12 protein-coding genes are annotated in these 22948 nt (G+C 63.6%); all 12 read right to left on the bottom strand.

Features of this window, described 5'->3' with window-relative positions; genetic code table 11:
• Window positions 1-628 precede the first annotated feature (628 nt).
• Window positions 629-2809, bottom strand: a complete 2181-nt coding sequence (gene dpdD, locus BJ986_RS11180) for a protein DpdD (RefSeq protein WP_179422047.1) — start codon at window positions 2807-2809, stop codon at window positions 629-631.
• Complete coding sequence (gene dpdK / locus BJ986_RS11185) at window positions 2799-3323, bottom strand: phospholipase D-like domain-containing protein DpdK (RefSeq protein ID WP_179422048.1); 525 nt, start codon at window positions 3321-3323, stop codon at window positions 2799-2801. Before dpdK ends, dpdD begins: the two co-directional genes overlap by 11 nt.
• Window positions 3320-7813, bottom strand: coding sequence for a protein DpdJ (gene dpdJ, locus BJ986_RS11190; RefSeq protein ID WP_179422049.1), 4494 nt, complete (start codon window positions 7811-7813; stop codon window positions 3320-3322). Before dpdJ ends, dpdK begins: the two co-directional genes overlap by 4 nt.
• A complete protein-coding gene (locus tag BJ986_RS11195) occupies window positions 7810-8520 on the bottom strand; it encodes a hypothetical protein (protein ID WP_179422050.1) in 711 nt (236 codons plus the stop codon). Before BJ986_RS11195 ends, dpdJ begins: the two co-directional genes overlap by 4 nt.
• Window positions 8517-11573 carry a protein DpdH gene (dpdH, locus tag BJ986_RS11200; RefSeq protein WP_179422051.1) on the bottom strand — a complete coding sequence of 1019 codons (3057 nt, stop codon included), beginning with the start codon at window positions 11571-11573 and terminating at the stop codon, window positions 8517-8519. Before dpdH ends, BJ986_RS11195 begins: the two co-directional genes overlap by 4 nt.
• Complete coding sequence (gene dpdG / locus BJ986_RS11205) at window positions 11570-12490, bottom strand: protein DpdG (protein ID WP_179422052.1); 921 nt, start codon at window positions 12488-12490, stop codon at window positions 11570-11572. The genes dpdH and dpdG overlap by 4 nt, the downstream gene beginning before the upstream one ends.
• Complete coding sequence (gene dpdF / locus BJ986_RS11210) at window positions 12490-15087, bottom strand: protein DpdF (RefSeq protein ID WP_179422053.1); 2598 nt, start codon at window positions 15085-15087, stop codon at window positions 12490-12492. Before dpdF ends, dpdG begins: the two co-directional genes overlap by 1 nt.
• 3 nt (window positions 15088-15090) lie before the next feature.
• Window positions 15091-18480 carry a protein DpdE gene (gene dpdE / locus BJ986_RS11215; protein ID WP_179423794.1) on the bottom strand — a complete coding sequence of 1130 codons (3390 nt, stop codon included), beginning with the start codon at window positions 18478-18480 and terminating at the stop codon, window positions 15091-15093.
• Between the two features lie 128 nt (window positions 18481-18608).
• The gene (dbpB, locus tag BJ986_RS11220) at window positions 18609-19712 is read right to left on the bottom strand and encodes a DGQHR domain-containing protein DpdB (RefSeq protein WP_179422054.1); all 1104 of its coding nucleotides are present in this window, start codon (window positions 19710-19712) and stop codon (window positions 18609-18611) included.
• The gene (dpdA, locus tag BJ986_RS11225) at window positions 19705-20934 is read right to left on the bottom strand and encodes a tRNA-guanine transglycosylase DpdA (RefSeq protein ID WP_179422055.1); all 1230 of its coding nucleotides are present in this window, start codon (window positions 20932-20934) and stop codon (window positions 19705-19707) included. Before dpdA ends, dbpB (BJ986_RS11220) begins: the two co-directional genes overlap by 8 nt.
• Window positions 20931-22067: a DGQHR domain-containing protein DpdB gene (gene dbpB / locus BJ986_RS11230; RefSeq protein WP_179422056.1), complete on the bottom strand. Its 1137-nt coding sequence runs from the start codon at window positions 22065-22067 to the stop codon at window positions 20931-20933. The genes dpdA and dbpB (BJ986_RS11230) overlap by 4 nt, the downstream gene beginning before the upstream one ends.
• Window positions 22064-22933, bottom strand: coding sequence for a hypothetical protein (locus tag BJ986_RS11235; RefSeq protein ID WP_179422057.1), 870 nt, complete (start codon window positions 22931-22933; stop codon window positions 22064-22066). Before BJ986_RS11235 ends, dbpB (BJ986_RS11230) begins: the two co-directional genes overlap by 4 nt.
• Between the last annotated feature and the right edge of the window lie 15 nt (window positions 22934-22948).

Genomic DNA, 22948 nt, shown 5'->3' on the forward strand with positions numbered 1-22948 from the left:
TGATCGAGCGTCCGCGCGTCAGGCGCAGGACCAGACAGCCTTCGGCCACAGCCGAGTGGTTCCTTCGAAGGTCGTGGTACATCTCGAATTGGTCCCGCACGGTTGATCATCGCTGGTTCACGTTGGCCCAAGGCGCTGACCTGCGCAAACGCGACTTGTCCCCGTTGGTCGACGGTGGTGATCCGTGAACATCTTGCGGACTTTCTGCGGACTGCCGGCAGGCGCTTATCAGGCCTTGCCCCTGGCTGACAGGGCGATCAAGCGGGGAAGGCCGGATCGTAGGTCGAACGAGGCGCGGAATCGAAGGTCCAAACATGTCGCCTCCGCAGGGCCACCGTCATGGGCCCAATGAAGCCGGCATCCTCGGGCCGCTTCTTCTTCGTTAACCTCCGACGACGCCGACGCTGTCTATTGTAGGCGCATCACTAGGTGATGAAGACCCACCCTGCATCAGGGACCGCACCTCGTCTAGAGCGCACATGAAGGCGCGAGCGAGGCTCGAGACACACTCCCTGGTCGTCCTCGTACTGGAGTGGGACGTGGTCGAGGAAGGGGATCTTGGCTGCCCATCCGGATGGGTGTGCATTCTTCGTGGCAATGGGGTGGGACGAGCCGACGACACGCCGCGTCATCCTTCGGCTAGTTCGCGGAGAATCGCCGACGAGCCGCGAGAGTTCACCTGAATGATCGGCAAGCCGCCGCGGTGATCCTTGATGAAGTTAGTGGCCGCGTGTTTCGCAGAAGCCGCGACCATCACGAAGACGTCGGCGTTAGCGCTGAGGGCTGCCAGTTGCTGGCTCCCGTCGTATTCGGACGTGGTGCGCACATCGATGCCTGGGACCAAACGGCGCAGAATCTGCGCTGTGCGGGTAATCGAAGGCTCCGTGAGTGAGTAAAGGACGACAACGGCGTCCCTCAGGTGCCGGTAGGGAGCAGCCGGGTCGACATCTGAGTTCTCGACCTGGAAGTCATCCGGCAGGCTGGTCGCCAACTCCTCTGCCACCAGGCTGAGCCCCTCGATGTCGGCGAGACTGAGACTGGATTTCACTGGGCGCAACACGTCGAGTGCGCGGTAGAAGAGGCGACTCTTGGCAGCTAAGGCGAGGGCGGGCGGACTCGTAGTGGCCGCCTGCAGGACGTCGACCGTCCAACTGGCGGTCACAGCCGAGGTGGCGGCATCGATAATTACTTCCGTCCACTCGAGTGCGGAGGTCAAGATGGCGGAACCCGGGCCCGACGCTGCCAAGCACTCTAGGAGTGCGATCGTCTGCACTCGAAGACCGACGGAATTCTTCTCGCTGACGGCGAACGCCGCGAGCACTCGTTCGCACAACTCAGCGCCGTCCGCTCCCGAGAACAGCGCCGAGTGCGCCGCCATGAAAGCACCTCCGTGGTCTCCCAACCGGGCCAACGCTTCGTCGTCCAGGGAGGCCAGACGGTTGGCGACGGTGGATCGGTCCAGGGTCGCCCACTCGGAGGTGAGGCTAAAGTCGGTTGCTCCGTCGCTGAGGATGTCCGCTTGTAGGGCGTCGAACCAGCCGAGCCATCCCAGGCTCCGTTGCGGATTGAGGAACCCCTCCAGCCAGCCGAGGTCAGCGCGGACGATGACATCGTTCTCGGGCGGTGCCTCCCGGAGCCCCGATGCGTCGACGAAAGCGGCCACGTCGGCAGCGATTTGTGCGTCTTCCAACTCCCGTACACACGCGAGGAGGAGGGCGGCGCGCCCTGGTGTCGGTGTGTCCGCAAGACCCACGTTGATTGCGGCGGCGAACTCGCCCTCTTCGACAAGTCGGTGGATCTCGGCGTCCGGTTCGGGACGTGTCGCCGGCGCGGCAATCGGCGCCTCTGCTGGGGCTAGCGGTTGCGGTTCCTGAGCGTTCGTAGGCGCGAAGAGGAGTCGAAGGGAGTCGGCCAAACTGGGCGACAAGGCCTCGGCTTGGCCGGCCAACCGCTCGAGCGACGTAGTCGAGGCGTTCCGCAGCAGTGAAAGCATGAACTCGACGACCACAGAAGGCCGCGTCGTGGCGGGGCGGCTCGTCGTGAGTGCACGGAGGTTCGTGGGGATGTGCCCTGCAGCGGCTAGAAGGGCGGATGCGTCGTCGGAGTTGTCCGCCGACGCAAGGTAACGGTCGTAGACCGCGGTCTGGAGCTGGCGTGTGATTCCGATAGGTCGCCGCAGTTGTAGGACGTGCTCCAGGTCCTGGTCGGCGAAGATTGCAGCTGTGTCCCCCAGCCCGGCGTATACCCGGATGCGAAGGAATGCCAGATTCGCCTGGTCGAGATCGGCGGACGCCTCGAGTTCACGGAGACACGCGAGCGCAATTCGGCGATCCCCGGCACCAAGCGCGTGGCCGAGGTCGTCGAGAACCTCGATAGTGGTGCGTGGTGCATCGAACTCTGAGCGCGGGCGCATCCAAACCAGTTTGGATAGAACCAGCAGTGTTTGGCGCACCTCGTCGCGGGACGCGCCACTTCCGCGCGGAAGCACCTCGAACCGCAACGGGGGCACGCGTTCGGATGCCAACGCAGCGTCAAAAGGATCTTGCGGATACAGGCGTCCCCTCCTCCCGGGGAGGTCGCTGAAGGTCGGACCAACCCAGGCGTCGAGGAGTGTGAGTAGTTCCTTCTGTTCCCGCATCGTGGGCGCGAAGGCGTACCAATACAACCTTCCCGCCGCTACCCTCGGGAGGAACGCAACCTGCTTCCGCTTGATGGCCTCGAGCCAATTGTCTATCGATGTCTCATGCTCAGGATGCAGACGGGAGGGGTCGATCTCGTTGCCCTCGCCGAAGAACTCCTCAGCGACCATGGTGGACACTCTCGTACAGGGCGTTGTAGGCGATGTGGGCTTCGGCGATGTCGTGGGGGTCGCGGGTCAGTGTGACGCCTTCGGCGTTGACCGCTTGGCCAAAGAAGGTGAAGTTCATCGAGCCCTGAAGGTGGAATCGGTCGCCCAAGATGCCCTTGTCATGTAGGTGCGGATGGACTCTCACAGTGGGTCGCGAGCCGGAACCGCCGACGTTCTCGAGCCGTTGCAGCGCGACGACATTGCTTTCGGCATCGCGCGTTAGGACGCGGACGTCGCAGCCTCTTCGGGCCAGTTCGATCAGCACCTCGGTGAAGCGGATCTTGCGGGATGGGAGGCCGGGCAGGACGGTCTTGAACTGGCCGGCGGTGTTGTCAATGACGTCGATGTCGGAGATCCACGGTGACAGCACCCAGAGCTGCCGGGACGGCACCAGGAGCTCGGTGGCGAGGAGGTTTTGCATAAGATCGTTGAGCACACGGGTGTGGCCGCGCCCCGAGGTCGTGATCCGCCTCATGCTGATACCTCAGCGAGTTCCAGGGTGACAACCACGTCGCCGTTTGCGCGGTGGTCGACTTCCACCACGCCGGGGTACACGTTGAGGTACTCGGTCACTATCGGTTCCGTACTCAGGCTAACGAGCAGGTTCGCCAAGTCATGTGCCTGTTCCGGTGTCGCGAGCACCTGCGCCGAGCCCCTCTCGGCCAGAAGCTTCCGGGCTCGGGCTTCAAAACCGTCGGTTAGCGGAAGTGGCGGTTCACCTTGCGACGCGATCGAGCGCAACACCTCGGGAGCGGGCGGCAGATTCTCGGCGAAGGGATTCCATGCGCTCAGTTGTTCGGCTCGGAGTTGCCAGCCTCGCGGCCAGAGCAGACTTTGCACGGCATCCATGCGCTGGCGGGAGGTCCCTCCACCAGCAAGCACCAGGCCCGCATCGAGTTCGGATCGCTCACGCACGAGATAGGCCCAGGTACGCGGAGGGATCTCAACGCCGAGCCGGCGCTCCTCTGCCTTCCACTCGGTTGTCACGGTCGCCACGCACGCATCGGTAGCAGGCGTCGAGCCTGGCCGAAGTACCCGGCTGGAGAGCGACGACACGACCGCCTGTTCGGCGCCATATATCCCAGATTCTCGAAGGGCACTTCGAATACTTCCCAGCATGTCGACGCGCGTTTGCTGGTCGGGGGCCGAGCGAAAATCGTTGACCAAGCCGGCCCAGGTCGCGTCCGTCGTTGTCAGATCAATTACGCGCTGAAGATGGCTGTCGACGAGTTCGTAACTGCTGGGTTGGGTGGCGCGCATGATGAGCCGAAGCAATCGCCGCGGGTCAGGGCGAACTCGAGCCGCGAGGGCTTCTATGAAGCCGCCGCCGCCGATCGATGATTCGGTCAGCCAGATCTCGCCAGTCCTCGGCCGGTTCTCGGAGTCATAACCTGGCTCGATGTCGACGATGACGCTCTCTGGGTCGTGCTCGGGGCAGATCTGTCGAGCCGCGGCGAGAGCCGCGTGACCAATCGTGGACAGCGTGCGCGCCCGAACCCACTGGTTGAAGGCTGTCGGCTCGGGCGCCCAGTACTGCGGCGCCAACGCATCGAGGCGAGCCACTATCGCTGGGTTCTTCAGCGCCTCCTTGAGCCGGGCCCCCAGGTTCGACAGGGTGGCCGACTCTGAGTCGCTCACGCCGGAGCTCCGGAACATCGCGTCCAGAGTCTCCGCGAGCCTGTCGTCGAATGAGTCATGCACAACGGCGTAGGCCTGCGCGAGCGTCAGCTCGTCGCGGACTGCGGTGGTGAGGAGCATCGCCTCCAGGCACTGGTGCAGCCAGTCGATGCGGAAGCGGTTGAGCAATACCAGAAGCGCATTGTCGTTGAGGAGGACGTGTTTGAACCAAGCGCTCCGCAGCCCCGGCAGGAGATCCTCCGATACGCAGACGTCACTTGGGAGTGCGACTTGAATTCGCAGCCCGTCTACATCGAAAGTCGAACCCATCGCCGCAGGCTGGCCATGCAGGGAGAACCGGGACCTGACGCGTTGTTCGGTGCCGTCAGTGAGACTGAGTGTCGCGTCTGCACTCACCGCGGCCCGGTGGACGTTCAGATGAGCGTTCTGCGCGTGGAGGAAGAATCGGGCGTCCTTGATGAGACGGCCGACGGGATCCGCCGTCGGCAGGCGGATCATCAACCCGGGTCCGGTCTCCGCGAACTGTGAACGCCACTGCATCGTCGCGTTGGACGAATCCTTGACCGTTTCGGGGGGAAGGTCGACGAGAACCTGATCGGGGCGCACGACCGCGGTGAGCATCGGGGTGCCCTCGACTTCAATAGTGCACGGTTCCTCGATTCCGAACCTCGGCAGAATCGTGGTCAACTCAAGCACCGGGTCGGCGACTCCAATGGGCACCGGGATCCAATGCCGGTGATCAAGGTTCCGGGTCGCGAAACGCCGTGAGACGCGACCCGGCGCGTATTCGCGCAGCATCTGCCCGAGCCCCATCGGCTGGAGTTCGCGTTCGCTCTCCCGGTCAGTCTGCGACGGAATGCTGACATACGTCTCGGGGAGGGCGAGCTCGCTGAACAGGTTCATTGGGAAGAAGTCAGGCAGAGGGTTGCCGCCCATGAGATCGCTGAACTCGTCGACTGAGTTCGGGCCTGCGACCGCCCAGTTGTGTAGAAGACGGCGACGAAGCGTAGGGACAGCTGCCAGCAGTAGCGGTCGGGGCGGATGCCAGAGGACCTCGTTGGCCTCGGAGTCGGTCAGGCCGAGCGCCTTCTGGATCCATGTGTGCAGGCTTCGCTGACGGTCTGGGTCGCGGAGTGCGGCGGTGAGAATCTCGACGGCCTTGAGTTGGGTCACGCGGCCGGGTTTGGCAAAACTGTCGGTTGGCTGCTGACCCAGGGCGGTCCAAGCGATGGTCGTCTTCGGGACGTCTTGTTGGCGCAGTTGGCTCATAAGCCAGTCGATCATCGCGATCGTGGCCTGCATCCGCAGGACCGCGCGGTTGCGGATCGGGAGCACCAGATCTGGCAACACCGGGTCGAAGAGACTGTCCCAGGCCTCGTACGTTGCTCGGTCGCGACCGTAGTCGGACAGCACCACTGCGGTGTAGGGACGCATAGTGCGCTTCCGACCTGCTCGCCCCCTGCGCTGGAGGAATGCCGCCACACCTCGCGGAGCCTTGTGCTGAATGACCACCCCGACGTCCGGGTCATCGAAACCAACCTCGAGAGAAGCTGTGGCGACGATCAGTTGACTGTCGGCCATGACGCCAGAGTCCTGAGAGGTTGTCCTGCTCACACGGAGCCCCTCCCCGATGGTGGCGAACTTGTGCCCGATCGCTCTTGGCAGGTCCCAGAGTTGACCGGCTCGACGCTGCCGCGTCAGATCGCCACTACCACTGGCGCGCAATGAGGCGAGGGGGGGCTTGATGGACTTTGGCTTCCCGAACGAGTAGCGCTGCCCCTCGGCATCCAGGAGATAGGAGAACAATCGATTGGTGACATCCAGGTCGTCGGTGAAGACGAAGGCCTTCGTTCCGTATACGCCAGCGGAGACTCGACTGGCTGGTTCATCCTGAGCGCGGGGGAGCAACATGGAGGTCTGGATGGTCGTGGAAAGTACCGAAGCGCCACTGGTGGGATCGCTCCGGAGCGCTAATAGGTACTCCGCGCCCTCGTACTCCAACTCCTCGGGCTCTGGGGTGATACTCGTGACCTGCTCATCGGCGACACCTGTCAGATCAGCCATGTGCCGGATGGGATTGGACAGCGTCGCCGACAAACCGACGAATGTGATGGGTGCCTGGACACTGTGGTGCCAACGTCGGAGCACCATCGCAGCCTGTGCGCCCGACGTGCCGTCGTAGGTGTGAATTTCATCGAGAAGCATCATGCGAGGCTTCCGGCCCACAGGTGCATCGATTCCAAGGGGTCGCGACAGGTTCAGGTCGGAAAGGCCACGGTTGAGCATCTCCGTCGTCACAAACAGGAGATCGGGTGGAGAACTCTGCATCCTCTGACGTGTGAGCACGACGTGGTCTTGGCCGAATGCGCGCTGGCAGTTGCTGCACACCAGGCGCTCGACTCCACTGTCGATGTCTTGGTTCGGCCAGATTAGCTCGCCCCCACACGGCGAGTACCCGTCTCCAGGGCAACGCATCTGGGGTGAGGCCATGCCTTGGACGCGCTTTCCCCAGCCTCGGTACGAAGATCGCACGTTTTTCGCGTTGGTGGGTGTGCTGCCGTAGAGAGCCCCGATCGTCATCGATCGCCCGACAGAGTCGATCCAAAGGTTGTCGAGCCGGCGCGCCTGAGCGAATGCTGTGTCCAGTTGATCTTTGAGGAGTTCCGTCCGGGGATAGACCGCCAGCGCTCGAGTCCATGCCGATGCGTCGGTGATGCCGGCCAGAAAGCTGAGGGCGGGGAGGTAGAAGGCGTTGGTCTTCCCGCTTCCGGTGCCAGCACCCACCACCGTCGCCGTGGTGGTTTTACCCTGCAGCGCAGTCAGAATGTGGCGGGTAGCGCGGACTTGGAAGCCACCCAAGAGGTCGTGCTTGCCCTGGCGCTGTGTCATTACCTCGATGACCCTGCGGTGTGCGTCAGTTGCGCCGTCGACACCGTCCAGCACAGTGTCCCAAGCGTGGTCACGCTTGGGGTAGAAGCGAGGCCTGCGCGTATATCGGAAGTCCGAGATCAGGTTGATGCCGGATTGCCAGTTCTGATGGAGAAAGCACTGCCGGAGTCGGGCGACGAGGCGGATAGTCTCGCCGTTGCGAGTCCGCCATCTGGCTGGCGAGAGGCTTGAGTCGTAAACGAGCAACGCGCGCGTAGTCATCTCCTCGATGACTTCGTCGGCGCCCAGGTTCCACTCGTGGCTGCTCGCGAGTTCTCCGTCCACGATCTGGCGTAGTTCGCCGGTGCTGAAACCACCATCCACTACGCCCCAACACAGGAGCGGGTCCTCGAGCGACTCCAGTCGGTCGAGGACCCTGGTGAGGAGGTCGGGGTTCATTGGAGCCGCACCCGGAACCGGTCGATGATGCCCAGGTCGGCGAGCTTGTCCAGGCGCTCTGGGGTGAACCATGTAAGCGGTATGCCGGACGGTTCTTGCGATCCAACCACGCCTTGGGCGATGTCCGCATCAACCACCTCGCCAAGCTTTTCGCCGCAGCGGTGGATGGCCTCGATCGCGGCGCGGAACTGCTCCACCGCCCCCCGCCCCGGGATCATCCTGCTGCTGATTGCGAGCAGGTTACTTCGAGCAGTCTCGAGCGCGTCTCGAATCTCCTCGACGTCGACTCCGCTTCGCGCCAGCGCGTCCACAAGGCCAGTGTTGATAGCCGGCGGGGGTTGGTTCACGAACGACTGCCATGAACTCGTGACAAGAGCGCGAAGGTCACTGACGTACTTCTCGGCGGAGCGGACGCGTGCCTTGGCAAGGTCGAGGTTCTCGTCGATTCCCAACGTAGGGACCTCCTTCGCCAGCGCGCGGAGGCCTTCCACGATCTGTGCAGCATCTTGGTAGCCGCTAGGAGGCATCTCCGCGCCGAGTTGCGCAATCTCTGCAAGACCGATGTTGAGAGCAGGCAACTCCGAAAGGGGAGGACTCAGCCGAGCACTCAAGTCAGCGAAGTGTCCGGTGCGGACCTTGACCTGGTGCTCGTCGTTGGCCACGTCTGCGTGTGCGCGCAGTTCTTGGATGGTGCTGCGCAGGGTCATGCCGTCTCCTCTGGCTCGAACGCGAGTGCGGCCCCCGCGATCGCGTCTGCCATCACAGTGAGACCGTCGGCCAACCGCTCGCGAGCCTCAGCGTATTCACGTTGCACATCGGAGGCTGCACCATTCCCGAGGCTGTTCTCCAGAAGTTGAACAGCCCGTGTTGCCAACCTCAGCCAGGCACTGACTCGACGGGCAGGCTCGTCCCAGTCGCCATTCAGAAGTTGCTGTCGCTCCTCGGTGGTTAGACGATCCCATCGGTTCAGTTCAGCGAAGACCGTCTCTACTTTGCGCTGATCTCCAGGCTTGACTGCCTTAGCGGTCGCCTGCAGATCAGCGGGGTTGATTCCGCCGGGCAACGCGCCGGCCGTGGCGCGCTCGTTGACCAGCGCAAGCAGTTCCGCCGCTACGTCGGTGAGATCACCGCCGAGATCCGACAGATCCGGCAGCGTCTTCAGTGCCTCCTCGCGCAAGGCATCGATCGACCCTAGCCGCGCCTCAATGGTCCCAACGGAGGTCTTGATGAGCTCGGGGGTCGATTCGGGCCACGACACCCCTGTTGCGCCGGCTCGGACCACCTTGATCACCTTGTTGAGATCGAGCGCGAGAGGCTTGCCGGCACCCTGACTGTAGGACGCGTGTCGCAGCAGTCGTTGCTGCAGTTGGCCCCGGCTGACCCTGGTGATGTAGCTGCCGGTGCCAGCGCCGTCAACTAGGAAGGCGTGCAGCGCTCGAAGGCCGGCCCTCGGCTCGGGGTCGGGTCGGGCAGGAGCGGGAGCGAACAAGGCGCGGACTTTGCTGGCCGCGTCCGACTTGAAGGCGTCGGCGACTCCAAGCGCTCGTGCGATGCCTAAGAGGGTCTCAACCACACGAGCCAGTTCGAAGTCGTCTTCCACCCGCTCGGGCGGGAGTAATGCCGCGCCGACCTTGCTCACCCAGTCGTCGACCCTCGTCTCCGCGAGCCGCTGCAGCTCCTCGCCGTCCGGAACCTCGGCCCAGGACCCCTTGTGGTGTGCCCACGCAAGGGCACGCAGCGCTCGCATGTCGTCAGTGTTCGATTGGTCCATCGGCAGGACAGCCGTGGTGAGTTTCGCCTGGTTGAACTCCACCGAGGTCGCCTCAAACCCCGGAGCGAGCGCCTTGTCGTTGCCCCAGAGACTGTCACCGCCGAAACCGTCGTCGAAGCCGAGTCGAGCGCGGACGGCGTTGAAGACGATATTTCGAAGATCGTTGCGATCCCTCTGGAGAATCTCCTGGGTGGCTAGCCAGCGATCTACCGCCTTCACAAGCGTCGGTTCCACGGCAAAGCGTTGCGCCGTCGACGTCGGCGCAGGGGCGAGACCTGGCGCCGGGGTGGGGCCAGGCTTCGGTCCTCGGGGATCGGTCCCCGCCTCGGCCAGGCCGTCGACCGGTGCGACATTGAACGCGGCATGGATAGTCGGAGAGAGGTTCTCTGCCCCCGAGCCAGCACCCCAGAACCTCACGAGTCGGACACGTCGCCGGGTTAGTTCATCGTCTCCAGGCGCCTGCAGTTTCACCTGATCCTCGATATTGGCGAGGCGGTCCTCGGCGCCGGTTCTGAACTCGCTCGCGAAGCCGTCGCTGGGGAACCGTCCGTTGTCGATCTCAGCCTGATCGCGATGCAGGACGGGGCGAAGGACACGGGTGAGCACATCGCGAGCTACGAAACTGCCGTCTGCGGACTGGCTCTTGATGGCGCGGTCGAGAGCGACCGCGTTGAATGGGAAGAGTCCATAGCCGTCGGCCTCACCGAAGGAAGCATGGCAGGCGGCGTTTACCGGGCACTGTTCGCAGGCGTTAGGCAACTCGTCACCGCGCGCGTAGGCAGCGTCCAGTTCCGCCGCTCCGACCCGCACAGCATTGAGGTAACGGCTGGCGAACCCAACCGGCTTGAACATGGCATCGATCCCGTCAGGGAGATCGAGGTCGAAGACGCGGTAAGTACGGGTGTAGACCGTCTCCGGCATCTGATTGACGAAGTAGCCGGTCGTCACCGCCATGACGACGCGCATCGGGCAGAGCTTCTGCGTTTTGGTCGAAATGATGGTCATGGCGTCGATCAAGCCCCCCTGGATGCCCTGGAAGATCGAGAAGTCTTCGATGAGCACCAGCAGTTCGAGCCCCTGCTTATCCATCTCAACTCGGACGTCGGTCAGGATCTGCTTGAGGTCGTCCCCGCCTATGCCAAAGACCTCGCTCACCGATGGACCGAGTTGTTCGTTGATCATCCGGGCGGCGAGTTCGCGGAAGTTGGGTTCACTGGTTAGGGCGCCGGCGACCTCACGGGCGGCCTGCCCGGCCCTGTTTACGTCATCCACTGAGAGGTTCAGGTCGTCGGCGGTAAAGCCGAACGCGTCCTCCTTGTCCTCGTCGCCCTTGCCGGACAACTTCTCGCGCACAAGGCGGGCGATGGGGCCGTTCTGGTCGAGGAGTCGACTGCGAAAGACATCGTCTCCAAACAGCGCAGGAAGGCCCCCGGCCGAAGCCAGGTAAGCGCGGAGTTCGATCTCCTCCGCAGAACCGTCGGATCGATTCCCGCGGGTCTCGATGTTCACCGCCAGTGCGTTGCGCAGTTTCAACTGTGCTGTCTTCTCGTCGGCGGCACCGTCCACGGCGGTTGCCACTTTGGCCCGGAGTTCATCGGCCCGATCGCCGGTCGCGTGCTCGAGGATCAGTTCGAGGGTCCCGCGCAGCGACATCCGGTGCTTCGGAACGAAGATCAGGCGAGTGGAGTCCTTGGTCTCCAGGTGAGTGCGAAGCCATCGCACCAGGTGGGACTTGCCTGTACCGGACTTGCCCAGGATGGGAATGATCGGCAGGTCGGACGGCTGCTCTTGGACGGCCCGGAGCAATGCGTACTCATCGACGACCGCGCCGCCTTGGGCGCTGTCGACCTGGTCGCGTTGTGTGATCGGGATGGTGCTGTGGGTAGACAGAAATACACCGTCGGAGGTGCTTTCCGCCTCGACGGGAATGATGGCCGAAGCCTCATTCGCGCTCCAGCAAGTTGCCGAGAGCGTGCCGCGCCAAGTCACTTCTTACCTCCGGCCCTCACGATGGCGTGGGTTTGGCGCGTGGCATCGAACCGGGACAGGCGGATGCCGTGCGCATCCGGCAGCGTTTCGAACTTCACCCGCCCTCGCTCCTCGAGGATACGCAACGCCTGCCCGACGGAGCTGTCTGCGCAGTCCGCAGCGATGCCGGGGTCCGGGTCATTGCCGAGGAGCGACACGAGACCGGCCCGCATCGACCCGCCGTGAAGGGCGGGTAGGGCTTGCCCGATTCGGGCTAAGAGATCATGGATTCCGATTCGCTCCTCCGGCACACGACGGAGGGCGTCATCGACCGCTGCTACTGGAAGGGGAACGACGCCGGACCGGTCCTTCATCACGGACGGTGTCGCGAGTCCGAGAGCCAGGATCCACCGCGACGCAGCCACCCAACGGGTGTCATTGACGATGGCCCACGACTCTTGATCGCTCGTGCCGAATTGCTCGGGCTGCAGACTTTGCAGGTTCTCCGTCCATGAGAGGGGCTGGCCCAGAGCATCTTGCGCCATCACCCAGGTCACGGCCCGGTTCAGGTCTCGAGCGCCACTCGTGTGACCGTCGCCGGGTCGGGTTGCCCAGACGTCGCCATCGCGACTTAGGTCGAAGACCCTTGCTTGTAGCACACGCCGAAACTGGGAAGCATTGAACGGAGAGTTCGGGACCGGGACATGGGTGCCAAGTTGCAAGGTGCCGTCGGGGTTGGTGTCGAGCACATCGATGGCCCGCAGGGAGGAGATCGTGTTCTTCAGGCCGCCCGAGGCTTCCGCGCCGGCGTTCAGGCCCTCCGGCTTGAACGCGGCAACGAGGTCATCCTCGGTGGAGGAACGACGTGCGTCGAGGAGGTGATTCACGATGGCCCGACCGAGACCCGGCAGAGTTCGTGGCGGGTTGAGTACTGCCATCACAAGCTCCTGAGAAAGTACGAAAGCGACCAGTGTGGGACGCGCATGCTCTTGACGGTCTGGCCCGGATACTGCGGATCCGGGGCCCCCTCGGGTAGCACGACGATTCGGAGTGCTCCGGCCTCACCGCCGAGCCAACTCAGCCGCGGTGGATCAGTGGGGTCCAGTAGAACAAGCGTAGGGACAGCGAACTGTCCGGGGGGCCCCGCAATGATCGGATCGATGGCGACAAGTCCCTCGGGTGCCGAGCGGCCGGCATTGCCTACAGCAGGCAAGCCGGCCAAGCTGGCAGACGCAAGGATGCCTCGGATCCCGTGAGACACGGCTTTGGTGACGAGTTCGGCGAGATGGATCCGGAGATCTCCCTCGGGATAGGTCACTACCAAGGTCCGACCGCCATTCGCCATCCCCTCCAGGGTTGAACTCGTGGCTAGATGCAGTTGGGGTAGAGATGCCTCAGACACGATGGGTCGCGCAGCGCGATATGACGGTTCATGAACGTGGCCGGCGGCGGGGCATCCCGAGCAGGCGGGGGCGACCACCTGGTGAGCATGCATCAGGCCCACTTCTTGATAGACATACTCCTCGCTCAGGATTGAGCCCCAGCATTCCTCAAGTCGGAACATGCGGTCGATGCGGTTCCGGGACTTCGACTCCGAATTGCGGATCTCCCTACGCACCTTGTCGATCGCAGCGAGGACCGTATCCTCGTCGACGTTGGCCACTCCTGGGCGGATTCGCACGGTGGCTTGTATGACATATTCGGACCACGCGGCGTCGAGGCGGCCCTTCCAGGCAGCCTCGGGCTCGTCGGCAGAACGCTCCAGAGTCGGTAGGGCCGTATCGACGATGTCCAGGACTCCGGCGCGCTGCAACAGGACCAGGGTATTGCGGTTCCAGAGTTGGTTGCTGTCTGACGGGTAGTCGAGCCAGGGAGGAACGATGCTCGTGTCCACGACTAGTTCCCGGCTGGACAAGTCCTCCGCGACCCGTCTGGTTCGCATTGCCTCCCAGCGCCCCCAACTCTTTCTGTCGCCCAGGACGGTGGAGTTCTCAATGTTGCGCCCCTCTTGGGCATCCGTGGTGCTGGGCATCCAGACCGATAGGGCGGCGTGGCCATCGCGGCCACCGCGCCCTACTTCTTGGTAGAAGCGGTCGACGGAGGCGGGTACACACGCATGTAGGACCGTACGGACATCGCTTTGGTCGACGCCCAGCCCGAACGCGCTGGTCCCAACGACGACGTCGACAGACGTTGGGCCGTTGTCGCCAGACCAGGCTCGGAGGATGCGCAACCTGTCGTCCGCCCCGACATCACCATGAAAGACCGCCGTCCTGCCGAAGCCTGCCTGCTCGAGTCGGGCAGCGAGTTCGTCGGCTGATTCCTTCTTCGACGTGTAGACGATGGCCGGCCGCGGGAGGTGGTGCAACGCTTCGACGACTCGGTCGATCCGTTCATCGTTGGAGACCGGCGGCGCAAACAGATATCGGATCTCTGTGCGCAGAAAGGTCGAGCCAACGAACAGCGATGTGCCGGATCCGGCGAACAGTTCGTCATTCAGCAGCAGGCCCTGCTGCGACAACGTCGCAGTCAGCAGAGCGACCCGGGGTGGGGTGACCCCTTGCGCTCGGGCGACCTCTCGCAGTTCGGAGATCAGGGAGGCGACGAGCTGGAACTCCGGGCGAAAACTCAATCCCCATGTGCGAACTAGGTGCGCCTCGTCGATCACGACATGGCTCAGTTGTCCCCGGGCAGCCAAGTGTCTAAGCGGCTGGGCGAGGCTGGTGACGAGCGCTTCAGGTGAACTGAAAAGAACCCGCTGGGTCCCGTCGAGCAGACGTGTCTTAATTGCGTCCTTCTCGACGGTTGGCCGATCACCGAAGTAGGCCAATTCGTTCGGGAGCCCCTGATGAGGAAAGCGATGACGGAGTTGACGCTCCTGGTCGAGGGCCAGCGCAACTGTCGGCACTACGACGACTGTCACTCCTTTTCGGGCCAGGAGTCCGGGGGCGATGCCGACCAGGGACTTGCCTGTCCCCGTTGGCAGGACCACGTGGAGCGTGCCGCCCGGCTCTGCGAGAGCGGCCGCACGGACGGCGCTCGCCTGGCTACGGGAGCGGTAGGCGTCGACGCCTGCAACGGCGGCTACGGCGGGGTCAACTGGCACTGCCATGTCGGGGCGGGCCGAGGTGGGCACGACTCCCGCGGGACCGCTGAAGTTGTCAGGACTAGTGCAGGCCACGTCGATCCATCGGGGGTCGCCGAGCAGCCAGTCCGGGGACCACTCGTCTCCCAGCGTCACCTGGTGCTCGTGCAAGCCGAACTTTGTGACGTAAAGATGCGCTCTGCGGAGGGCCTCAACCGGAACGCCCCGCTCATCGAGACGAAGGATCATGAACTGGTTCGAACGTCCGGAGACGCCCCGCCGGTGTCGGAGGACTTGCCCCACCAGGGCGGCGATGTCGCTCGCGATGTCCGCGCCTGGACAGTCAGAGCGCCAGGCATCGGCGAGCCGCCGGTAAGGCCCCTGGAGGCTCTCGCGAGGGTCTGCAGTTCCGGCCAGGGTGGCTGTCGCGAGGTTCCACTGATCAGTCATGGGCTAGCTCGTTAGCGCTCGGCCGGACAGGACCACTATGCCCGTGCTGTCGAGTCGCAGCGTAGGAGCGCTCATCGCAGCGGACATGGCGTGTGCGATCACTTCCTCGCGACGCAACTCTTCCTCGAGAAGTGCCAACTCCGATCCCGAGCTGCGCGCAGCACGCAGGCGCAACTTTGACAGTCGCGTGGTCGCATCCCGCGTGGCGATGGCATTAGCGCGGTCGACGGCCATGCTGACATCGTCCCTATCCCTGACGAGTCCCTGCGCGGCTGCCTCCGCCGTGCGCCACGACTTCCCCCAGGAGACAGCTGGAATGAGCTCATAGGCGTGCGCGATCCTGACTCGGTTAAGTGCGTAGTCTCCTCCGATTCGACTCGGCCTCGGTTTGGCGTATGGGGCAGCAAGGGCATCGAGATGCACGCTGGACGTCAATTCTTCCGCTGCGGCCGTCATCCACACGCTCACGATGATTGGGGGGAAGATGCCGTCGGCACGTCTGATGAGTGCGAGTTCGTCGATGCCCGAGCTTAGGGTCACCAGAGCACCCCGCGGATCCTTTGCGGTTCCCGCCTCAAGCGGGTTCGCCTCCACGGCATAGTCGAACCGATAGACAGGAGTGTCATCGTGCGCCCAATCAGGCAGCCAGCGCCACATGCCGAACGCCCGTCCGCGGTCGTCGTGCCACAGGAAGTCGCTGACGGCGTCGATGAACTGGTCACCGTAGCGGTAGAGGTGAACGTCCTCTCGTTCGAGGGAAACCTCTCGTACGAACGTCCCGCGGTGTCCCTGTAGCGGCAGAAAGTCACGAACGAGCCGAGATGCCGGGATCAGCGGGATCTGGGCCTGCTTGCCTGGCAGCCTGCTGATCGACTCGTAGCCGCCCAGACCAGCGATGGGATTGCCGATCCTCTCGAACCGGAGGTTGCCGGCTGCGCTGTTCGCCGCGAGGAGTTCATCGCTCACCCTCGCGAAGCCCTGCGCCCCCGATTCGGCATCCGATATGCGTGCGTAGACCGATCGATCATCGGTGCTCGTTTCCAGGCTGTCGAGGGCGTCCTGCTCCCGGACCCGCTCGATCTCAGCGTCTAGCAACTCCCGCACACGAGTCACTGCCGCGTCGACACCGTCGAGTCCCCTCTGAAGGAGAATTCCCCACGCCTCGTCGGTCGCGTCGTCCACGGCCTGTTGCAGACTAGCCACCGAGTTCTCAAAGATGCCGAAGCCTTCGGCGAGGATGCGTGCCCAAGCCCCTATATAGGAGTCGGCCCGGTCTCCGGAAACGACGTAGGAACGCCACTCATCCGCTCCTTCGGGCGACCAACGATCGCAGCGCCCGATGCGTTGCTCAAGCCGATTTGCCGATTCAGGGAGGCCAAGGTGCACCAGGACATCGGCGAACTGAAGGTTGCGCCCTTCTTCGGCTGATGAGTCGGCGACCAAGACCGCACCCGTCCGGGTAGCCTCGAACCGTCGCACTGCACGCTCGGTCTGATCGCTAGGTTCTGAGCTCAAATGACGGAAGACCGACTTTGCGCCAAGAAGGTCCTCCAACTCGTCGGCTACCTCCGCGCCCAAGTCCGACGTTGGACAGAAGACAACCGCACGCTCCCTTGATGTCATGAGTTCGCTCAGCGCGTCGGCGAAGGGGCGGCTCACCGTGCGGCGGCGGTCGGTGAAGCTCAGGTCTTCCTCAAGGCGCCGCAATGCGGAGCGCTCGTCGTGGGGGATCGATCCGGCTGCGCGGTTCGAGGACCAGGCCCGCAGTGCGCTCGGGTCAAGCGTCAGGGACACCGCCTCGGAGAAGGCGCGTCCGGTCGCCGTCATCGCAGCGGGGTCGCCCTCTGCCTGGGCCAGGGCTTGCTCCCGCCACCGTTCGAGCACTTCCGTGACCTCGTCATCTGACGACGACCCCAGAAGAACGGGCTCCGGTGATCGGCGACCAGACACACGGTAGGTCCCCTCAAGAGCCGTCGTACGCCGTGTGCGAAGCATGCGGCGGTGTACGCGGTAGACCTCGGCGACGTGCGTGCGCAGAGCTTGGATCAGCGTTGCTGTCTGTTCCTTATCCTGGGCGGCCACGGCCTCCCGGGCGCGTCCGACGATCGCAGCGAGTTCGTTGTCGTCGGGAAACTCTGTCTCAATCTCCGCCAGGCGCCCGTTCAGAAGAACGCCGGGGAGGCCTGGCTGGAGGCCGAGAAACACGCGCCCTAACCCTGCGCGGGCCTCGAGGCGCGACCGCAGTTGCCCTGCTGTTGTGTCGGCATACACCACGGGGTCCAGCAACTTGAGCATCGCGAGGAACGCGCCCTCGTTGTGGAGTGCCGGCGTGGCGGAGAGCAGTAGCAGTCGAGGGGTCGCGAGGGCCACCTCGTGGAGTCGTTCGAAGCGGGCTGCCAATGCCGGATCGGTGCTGATCGACATCCGTGCAAGGTTGTGGGCTTCGTCGACGACCAAGATGTCGGATGGCTCCCACGACGCCGGGTCATCGTCACGGCTGAAGCGGATTCGGGACCGGGTGAAGTCGTGCACCCGAAACTTCTGGGTCAACTCTCGCTTCCACTGCTCGAGCAGGAATGGAGGCAGGATGAGTTGGACTCGCAGTTGAGGCTTGTCCAGGAGCATCTGGCGGATGATGATGCCCGCTTCGATGGTCTTCCCGAGCCCCACCTCATCGGCTAGGAGGTACCGCTGGACCGGATCCTGCAGAACCCGCCACGCAGTCTCGACTTGGTGACTGTGGAGTTCGATGCAGCTCGACAGGACTGCACTCATTCCGTGGGTCGCCGAACGCTGTTGAAGAATGCTGCGAAGGAAGGGAAGCCGCAGCTCAGCGAGTATTGGCGACTCGAGCATGCCGGCTTCGGCGAACCCCACCGGATCAGCCAGGGGCTTGCTCCAGCGCACGTAGAGTCGTTCCTCCGGAACGAATCCTTCCCACTCGTGGCCACGCACGTAAATGTCATTGTGCTCGTTGACCTCGAGGATCCGCCCAGAGCGCCATTGGTCGTCAAGGTCCTGCCAGAAGACGCGCAACTCGGGGGACAGGGGCAATCGGGAGAGGCTGCCGCGAGAGACCGCTCCGCGGTAGCGGTCGGACGGGTGCGGCCCGGGCGCATCGAAATACTCCAGGACGAGCTTGTCACCCTCCTTGGCAACGAGTTTGCCGGGGCCGAAGCGGTTATCAGAAGACACCAGCAGGTCGCCCCGACTCAGGGACTTGTTTCGCCGTCCGATCGTCAGAGGGGACGGTGTTGCGGCCGTCTTCCGTGGGTGGCGCGGCCGCGGCGCATTGCCCTCGGCGTCGCGCGATCCGCGGCAGCGCGGAAACTGCGAGCAGCCCCAGAATGCCTTCCCGGCGTGGGGCCCACGGGAGGCGAACTGCATCACCATCGGTGAACCGCACACGGGGCACGTCACCCCAGCCGTCATGCCGATCCCCGCTTCGTCCTCACCCCACAGAGGTTAGTGAACGCGTGCGAGGTTTGTGAGGATTAGGCGGAATCCTGGCAGCAATTCGGTCAGCGCAGGGCGTGAAGAAGGTGACTGGTCAGGATCTTGATGTCATTCGGCGTGTTCTGAATGCCGTTCCAGCGACGGGTCTGGTCGACGCCAAACTCCCAGGTGCCGCTCGTCCACGCGCAGTGTTCAGCGAGCCGACTTAGCGTGGATTCGAGGTTCATGCCGGCGAGTTCCGCAGTTGGGACGCCGTCTGTCAGCGCATCCATGACGTAGCCCATGGCCTGGATGCCGGCGCCATGGGTAAGGCGGGACTTGGTTGGGGCGAGCCCCCATGCTTCCGGGAAAGTCAATTGGACTACGGTCCAGAAGTAGTTCAGGTGCAGGACCATCTGATCAACGTCCCCCGACCCGTCCTCGGGGTCGCGGTATTGATAGAGGGCGCCGTCATACAGGCTGTTCTCAATCATCTTCAGGACGCTGTTGTCCTTAATGTAACCCTCAGCCATCGTCGGCGTCGCGATGCGGCCGGCGAACGGCGTCCCTGCCGCCTGGTTCCCGAAGTTGAGTCGCGCCAACACCTCTGCCGGGAGTTGCTTCCGGGCGTATGCCGTGGGGAGATGTCCCCGAGTGGCGGGGAGTAGTTCGTGGATCAGGCCCTTGGGCAATGGCTTGGTGTTGTTCACGAGGATGAACTGGCTGCGCTGTTCCGCTTCGCCGTGGGCAATGAAGCCGACAGCCGCAACTGCGAACTCGGCAAGGTCCGCATCGCGGATCGCTGCGCTTCGCTGCTGACCGTCCACGAGCCACGCCGGTTTCTGGTCTTCTGGAAGTGACTCATCGATCGGGATCACGAGATCCCCCGCTGACACGTAGTCCACTGAACTGGAGGTCTTGTTGGCCACGAACGAGACCCGCTCGTCGAACGCGACGACAACCGCATTTGGCAACATCGCCCCGTCGGACTCCAGGTACCGGCGGATCGCCCTGATGTGGCTCAGAACCTCGGGACGCTGATAGCCCTGAAGGGTGACGTCTTCTCGGTGCACCCGACTGACGGTTGCGAATTCATGGATGCGCTTGCCGTCCACCCCGAATGTGTAGATGAACTGCGCACCCTGCCGGATCCGAAGGGCGGGCAGTCGCAACTCGTAGCGATCAGCCATCTGTACTCCTGTGGGACTTGAGTTTCGACATCTTGGTGGCGAGGACTGACATGTTGTGAAATCCGCGGCGCTTGTTGCGCTCAGTTCCGCGGAAGATTGCGATCTCGATCCCGTGGTCGCGACAGATCTTGCACTCGCAGCGTGTCCAGGGCGCTGCAGCGAGGGTCTCCTCGTAGGCAGCGAGGTACGACTTCTTAGATTGACAGATGACTTCGTACTCGCTGAGACGATCGATACAAGCTTGTCTAGATGTGGCGGAACTGTCGTAGGTGCGCAGCGCTTTGAGCGTCTCGCGTTCGGCCGTAATGGCGTCTTTTTGGCTTACGTTTCCGGCGAGGATCGCGCGCTTCAGCGTTGGGTTGCCATCGACCTGCGGGACTCGGAGGGCGACGTACGCGCGCTCGGCCGTGTGGAAGTTCTTGCGATCGTCCATGAATGCTTGTCGGAAGGCCGACGTGCTATCGAAACTCGTAACGCCCAGGTCCGCGAAGTCGTCCATCGATTCCACACGAGTGATCCCAAGCAGATGCAGTTGCGTGTCGCTCTTGAGGACCTCCGAAATTCTCTCAAGGCTCGCAAGAATCTGACTCGTCTTGAGAGGTACCATGCCGCCGAGAGCGATGCGCTGGTAGCCGAGCTCTTGGAGAGCGCGAACGCTGTCTGCGTACGTCTCGGGGCTCCAGCCTTGGGCAGCGCCGACAGGCTCGACAGTGCTATTGCGCCCGCGACTCAGGGACATGAAGTCCGCCGCTAGCCCGAGGGTGAGCCGCCGGCGTGACTCCCACTCCGGGTCGACGCCGTCGCTCTCGTGGTTCTCGGTGAAGCCGAAGACCACGTGATCAGTGCTAACGCCCGCATCGAAGCCGCACTCCTCGTAGAAGTCGAGCGTCTCGGCCGGCGTGACCGGAGGAACCGCTTCGTCCACGTAGTTGAACGCGCCGTTGTCACCGAGGGCCTCGACGCCGGGGGGAAGTCGGAAGAACTTGTGTACGCCCATTCGGTAAAGACGGGCCCGTTGGGCAGTCGAGTACTTGCCTGCCCCCTTGATAGATCCGTCCACGATCGACTTGCTTACGAGGATCCCGTGGTAAGGCGCCTCGGCCAGCACTTCGTGCGCGTACCGGTCGTCCCGCTGGCGAACCCGGTGGGCCTGGTACTCGTCTCGGACAAAGTCGTAGGCCGGACTCACGAGGTCCTGGCTGTCGGGGAAATAGAACTTCACTTGCGCCCCGTTCGCTTAGCGAGGTACGTACGCACAAGGTAGTTAGACAGCGCGCTGATGTGACGTGGCGTGTTCTGCAGGTCGTTCCACGGCACGCCGAGGTCTTCCCACGTACCGTCAGTCCAGCGGCACGCGGGAGCGATAAGAGCCAACTCTGCTGCGGCGTGCTGGCGTGCCCGTGGGTCGTCGTCTCGTACGTGGGTCATTACGCGATCCATCAGTCGGCCCATGGCTCGGATTCCGACGCCGTGCATCAAACGGCTCGCCGTCGGACTCGCGCCCCACGCCTCGGGAAAGGTGTCGTGCACTGCACCCCAGTAGGCGAGCAGGACGCGTCGGATACCTTCGGTGTCCGTGGTTCCACTCGCGATGTTGCGGTAGGGAAACAGGACCCCCGAGGGTGACTCGACGGACTCTCGGATGGCCTCGACGAGGCTGTTGTCCGTGACGACAGCGGCCTTCTTATCGTCAACTGGAGTTGAGGCGCGGCGGATCAGCCCGTGGAAGGGCGATCCCACATCGCGGTTGAGCATGTCGACCAGAGCGGACGGCAACTGCCTCGTAGCCATTCGGGCGGAAGGAACCTGCGAGATCTCGGGGAGCAGTTCCGTGACAAGCCCAGTCGGTAGCGGCTGCACGGTGTTCACCCGAAGGAACTGCTCCCGCTGCAGCTCAAGCGAAGGCGCTACGAAGCCCGCCACCGGCACTGGTAACCGGCGGTTCTTGGTGCGCGACAGAGCGAGGCTTCGCTGCTGGCCATCGACGATCCACGCCGGCCGTGGGCCATCGCCCTCCGGAGCAAGCGGAATCTCCAGCGTTCCGGAGATCGCAAGTCCATCGGTCGTGGTCGGGCCACGGCTCGACCTGAACTTGACCTCAGGCGGCAGGGCGAGGATCAGTCCGTTAGGAAAGATCGGATCCTCCGAGTCCAGGTACTCAAGGATCTGCTTCACGTGCTTCTGCTTCTCCGGACGCTGGTATCCGATGAGCTTGCCTGCCTCGTCCCGACCGATCCGCGCAACGTCCGCGACCAGGTCGACTTCCTCAGCTGCCAAGGTGAAGAGATAGAGCGGGGTGTCCTCGCTCTGAAGAACCTTGAGCGCGCGGCGTACCAGCCATTGTGGATCCGTCATCGGGCTACTGCCTGTTGAAAGAGATTCGAAAATCGTCGTTGTTCGCACGCCATGCCGGCCTCGCGAAGCACCTTGAGCGCGCCCGTCTTGGAGATGCTGGGATGATGAGCGCGGAGTTCCCCGACGAATTCAAGAACTGCGGAGTCAGACATGGGCTTGCGATCGAAGACCTCGCGATACCGCTTCTCGTGCGACCAATCGCGCCACCTACCCCGCGCGGCGATGGTGAATGGATCCTCGCCGTCCGACAGACTGAGCCACTGCATGGCGGAGCGAACGTTGAGGCTGGCGACTGTGCCCCCGAGCGCCCGCCGCAAGGCCCGGTCGGAGGGGATGCGCACGCTGTCGCAAACCTCTTTAGACCCGCCGAACACCAGTAGGTCAATTGGCGCCGTCTCCCTAAGCAACCGTTGACTGACGGCCCGTGAGTAAGTCTCGGACAAGACCCAGATCGCTCGCCCACCGGCAGCGATCTCAGCTTGGGGGAGTGCCCCCCACCAAGCTTGAGCCTCGGGAACAGATGCAGCGACCGAGTCAGCATGGCCGGTGCTGAACGTTGCGGCGTATGCGGGAGCAGGAGTCGAAACATGCTGAAGTCCGAGACCTGCCGAGGCCACGAACATAATCGGCTCGTAGCCAAGACTCGTGGCCACGAGCCAAAGGGCACGCACCTGACTCCACGTCTCGCCGCCGTACAGGTCGATGAGGGGGCGTCGCAGCGTTGCTCGCGCGAGCGCCTCCTGCCACACCCGGGCTCGAACCTGAACCTGTCCCGTGGGAAGATTGCGGACCATCAATTCGGAAGGTGGGGTCGCCGACTTCCTGTCAGTGCACGTGACGATGATCGTCAGTTTCTCTCGCGACATGGCCTCATAAGCTCC

It is taken from the genome of Pedococcus badiiscoriae (assembly GCF_013408925.1).
Taxonomy (GTDB): domain Bacteria; phylum Actinomycetota; class Actinomycetes; order Actinomycetales; family Dermatophilaceae; genus Pedococcus; species Pedococcus badiiscoriae.

What these genes read in the sequence shown, in the direction of transcription:
- dbpB (WP_179422054.1), bottom strand. Translation starts at nt 19,712, where the DNA reads ATGGCTGATCGCTACGAGTTGCGACTGCCCGCCCTTCGGATCCGGCAG.
- dpdK (WP_179422048.1), bottom strand. Translation starts at nt 3,323, where the DNA reads ATGAGGCGGATCACGACCTCGGGGCGCGGCCACACCCGTGTGCTCAAC.
- dpdG (WP_179422052.1), bottom strand. Translation starts at nt 12,490, where the DNA reads ATGGCAGTACTCAACCCGCCACGAACTCTGCCGGGTCTCGGTCGGGCC.
- BJ986_RS11235 (WP_179422057.1), bottom strand. Translation starts at nt 22,933, where the DNA reads ATGTCGCGAGAGAAACTGACGATCATCGTCACGTGCACTGACAGGAAG.
- dpdF (WP_179422053.1), bottom strand. Translation starts at nt 15,087, where the DNA reads ATGACTGATCAGTGGAACCTCGCGACAGCCACCCTGGCCGGAACTGCA.
- BJ986_RS11195 (WP_179422050.1), bottom strand. Translation starts at nt 8,520, where the DNA reads ATGACCCTGCGCAGCACCATCCAAGAACTGCGCGCACACGCAGACGTG.
- dbpB (WP_179422056.1), bottom strand. Translation starts at nt 22,067, where the DNA reads ATGACGGATCCACAATGGCTGGTACGCCGCGCGCTCAAGGTTCTTCAG.
- dpdD (WP_179422047.1), bottom strand. Translation starts at nt 2,809, where the DNA reads ATGGTCGCTGAGGAGTTCTTCGGCGAGGGCAACGAGATCGACCCCTCC.
- dpdE (WP_179423794.1), bottom strand. Translation starts at nt 18,480, where the DNA reads ATGGTGATGCAGTTCGCCTCCCGTGGGCCCCACGCCGGGAAGGCATTC.
- dpdJ (WP_179422049.1), bottom strand. Translation starts at nt 7,813, where the DNA reads ATGAACCCCGACCTCCTCACCAGGGTCCTCGACCGACTGGAGTCGCTC.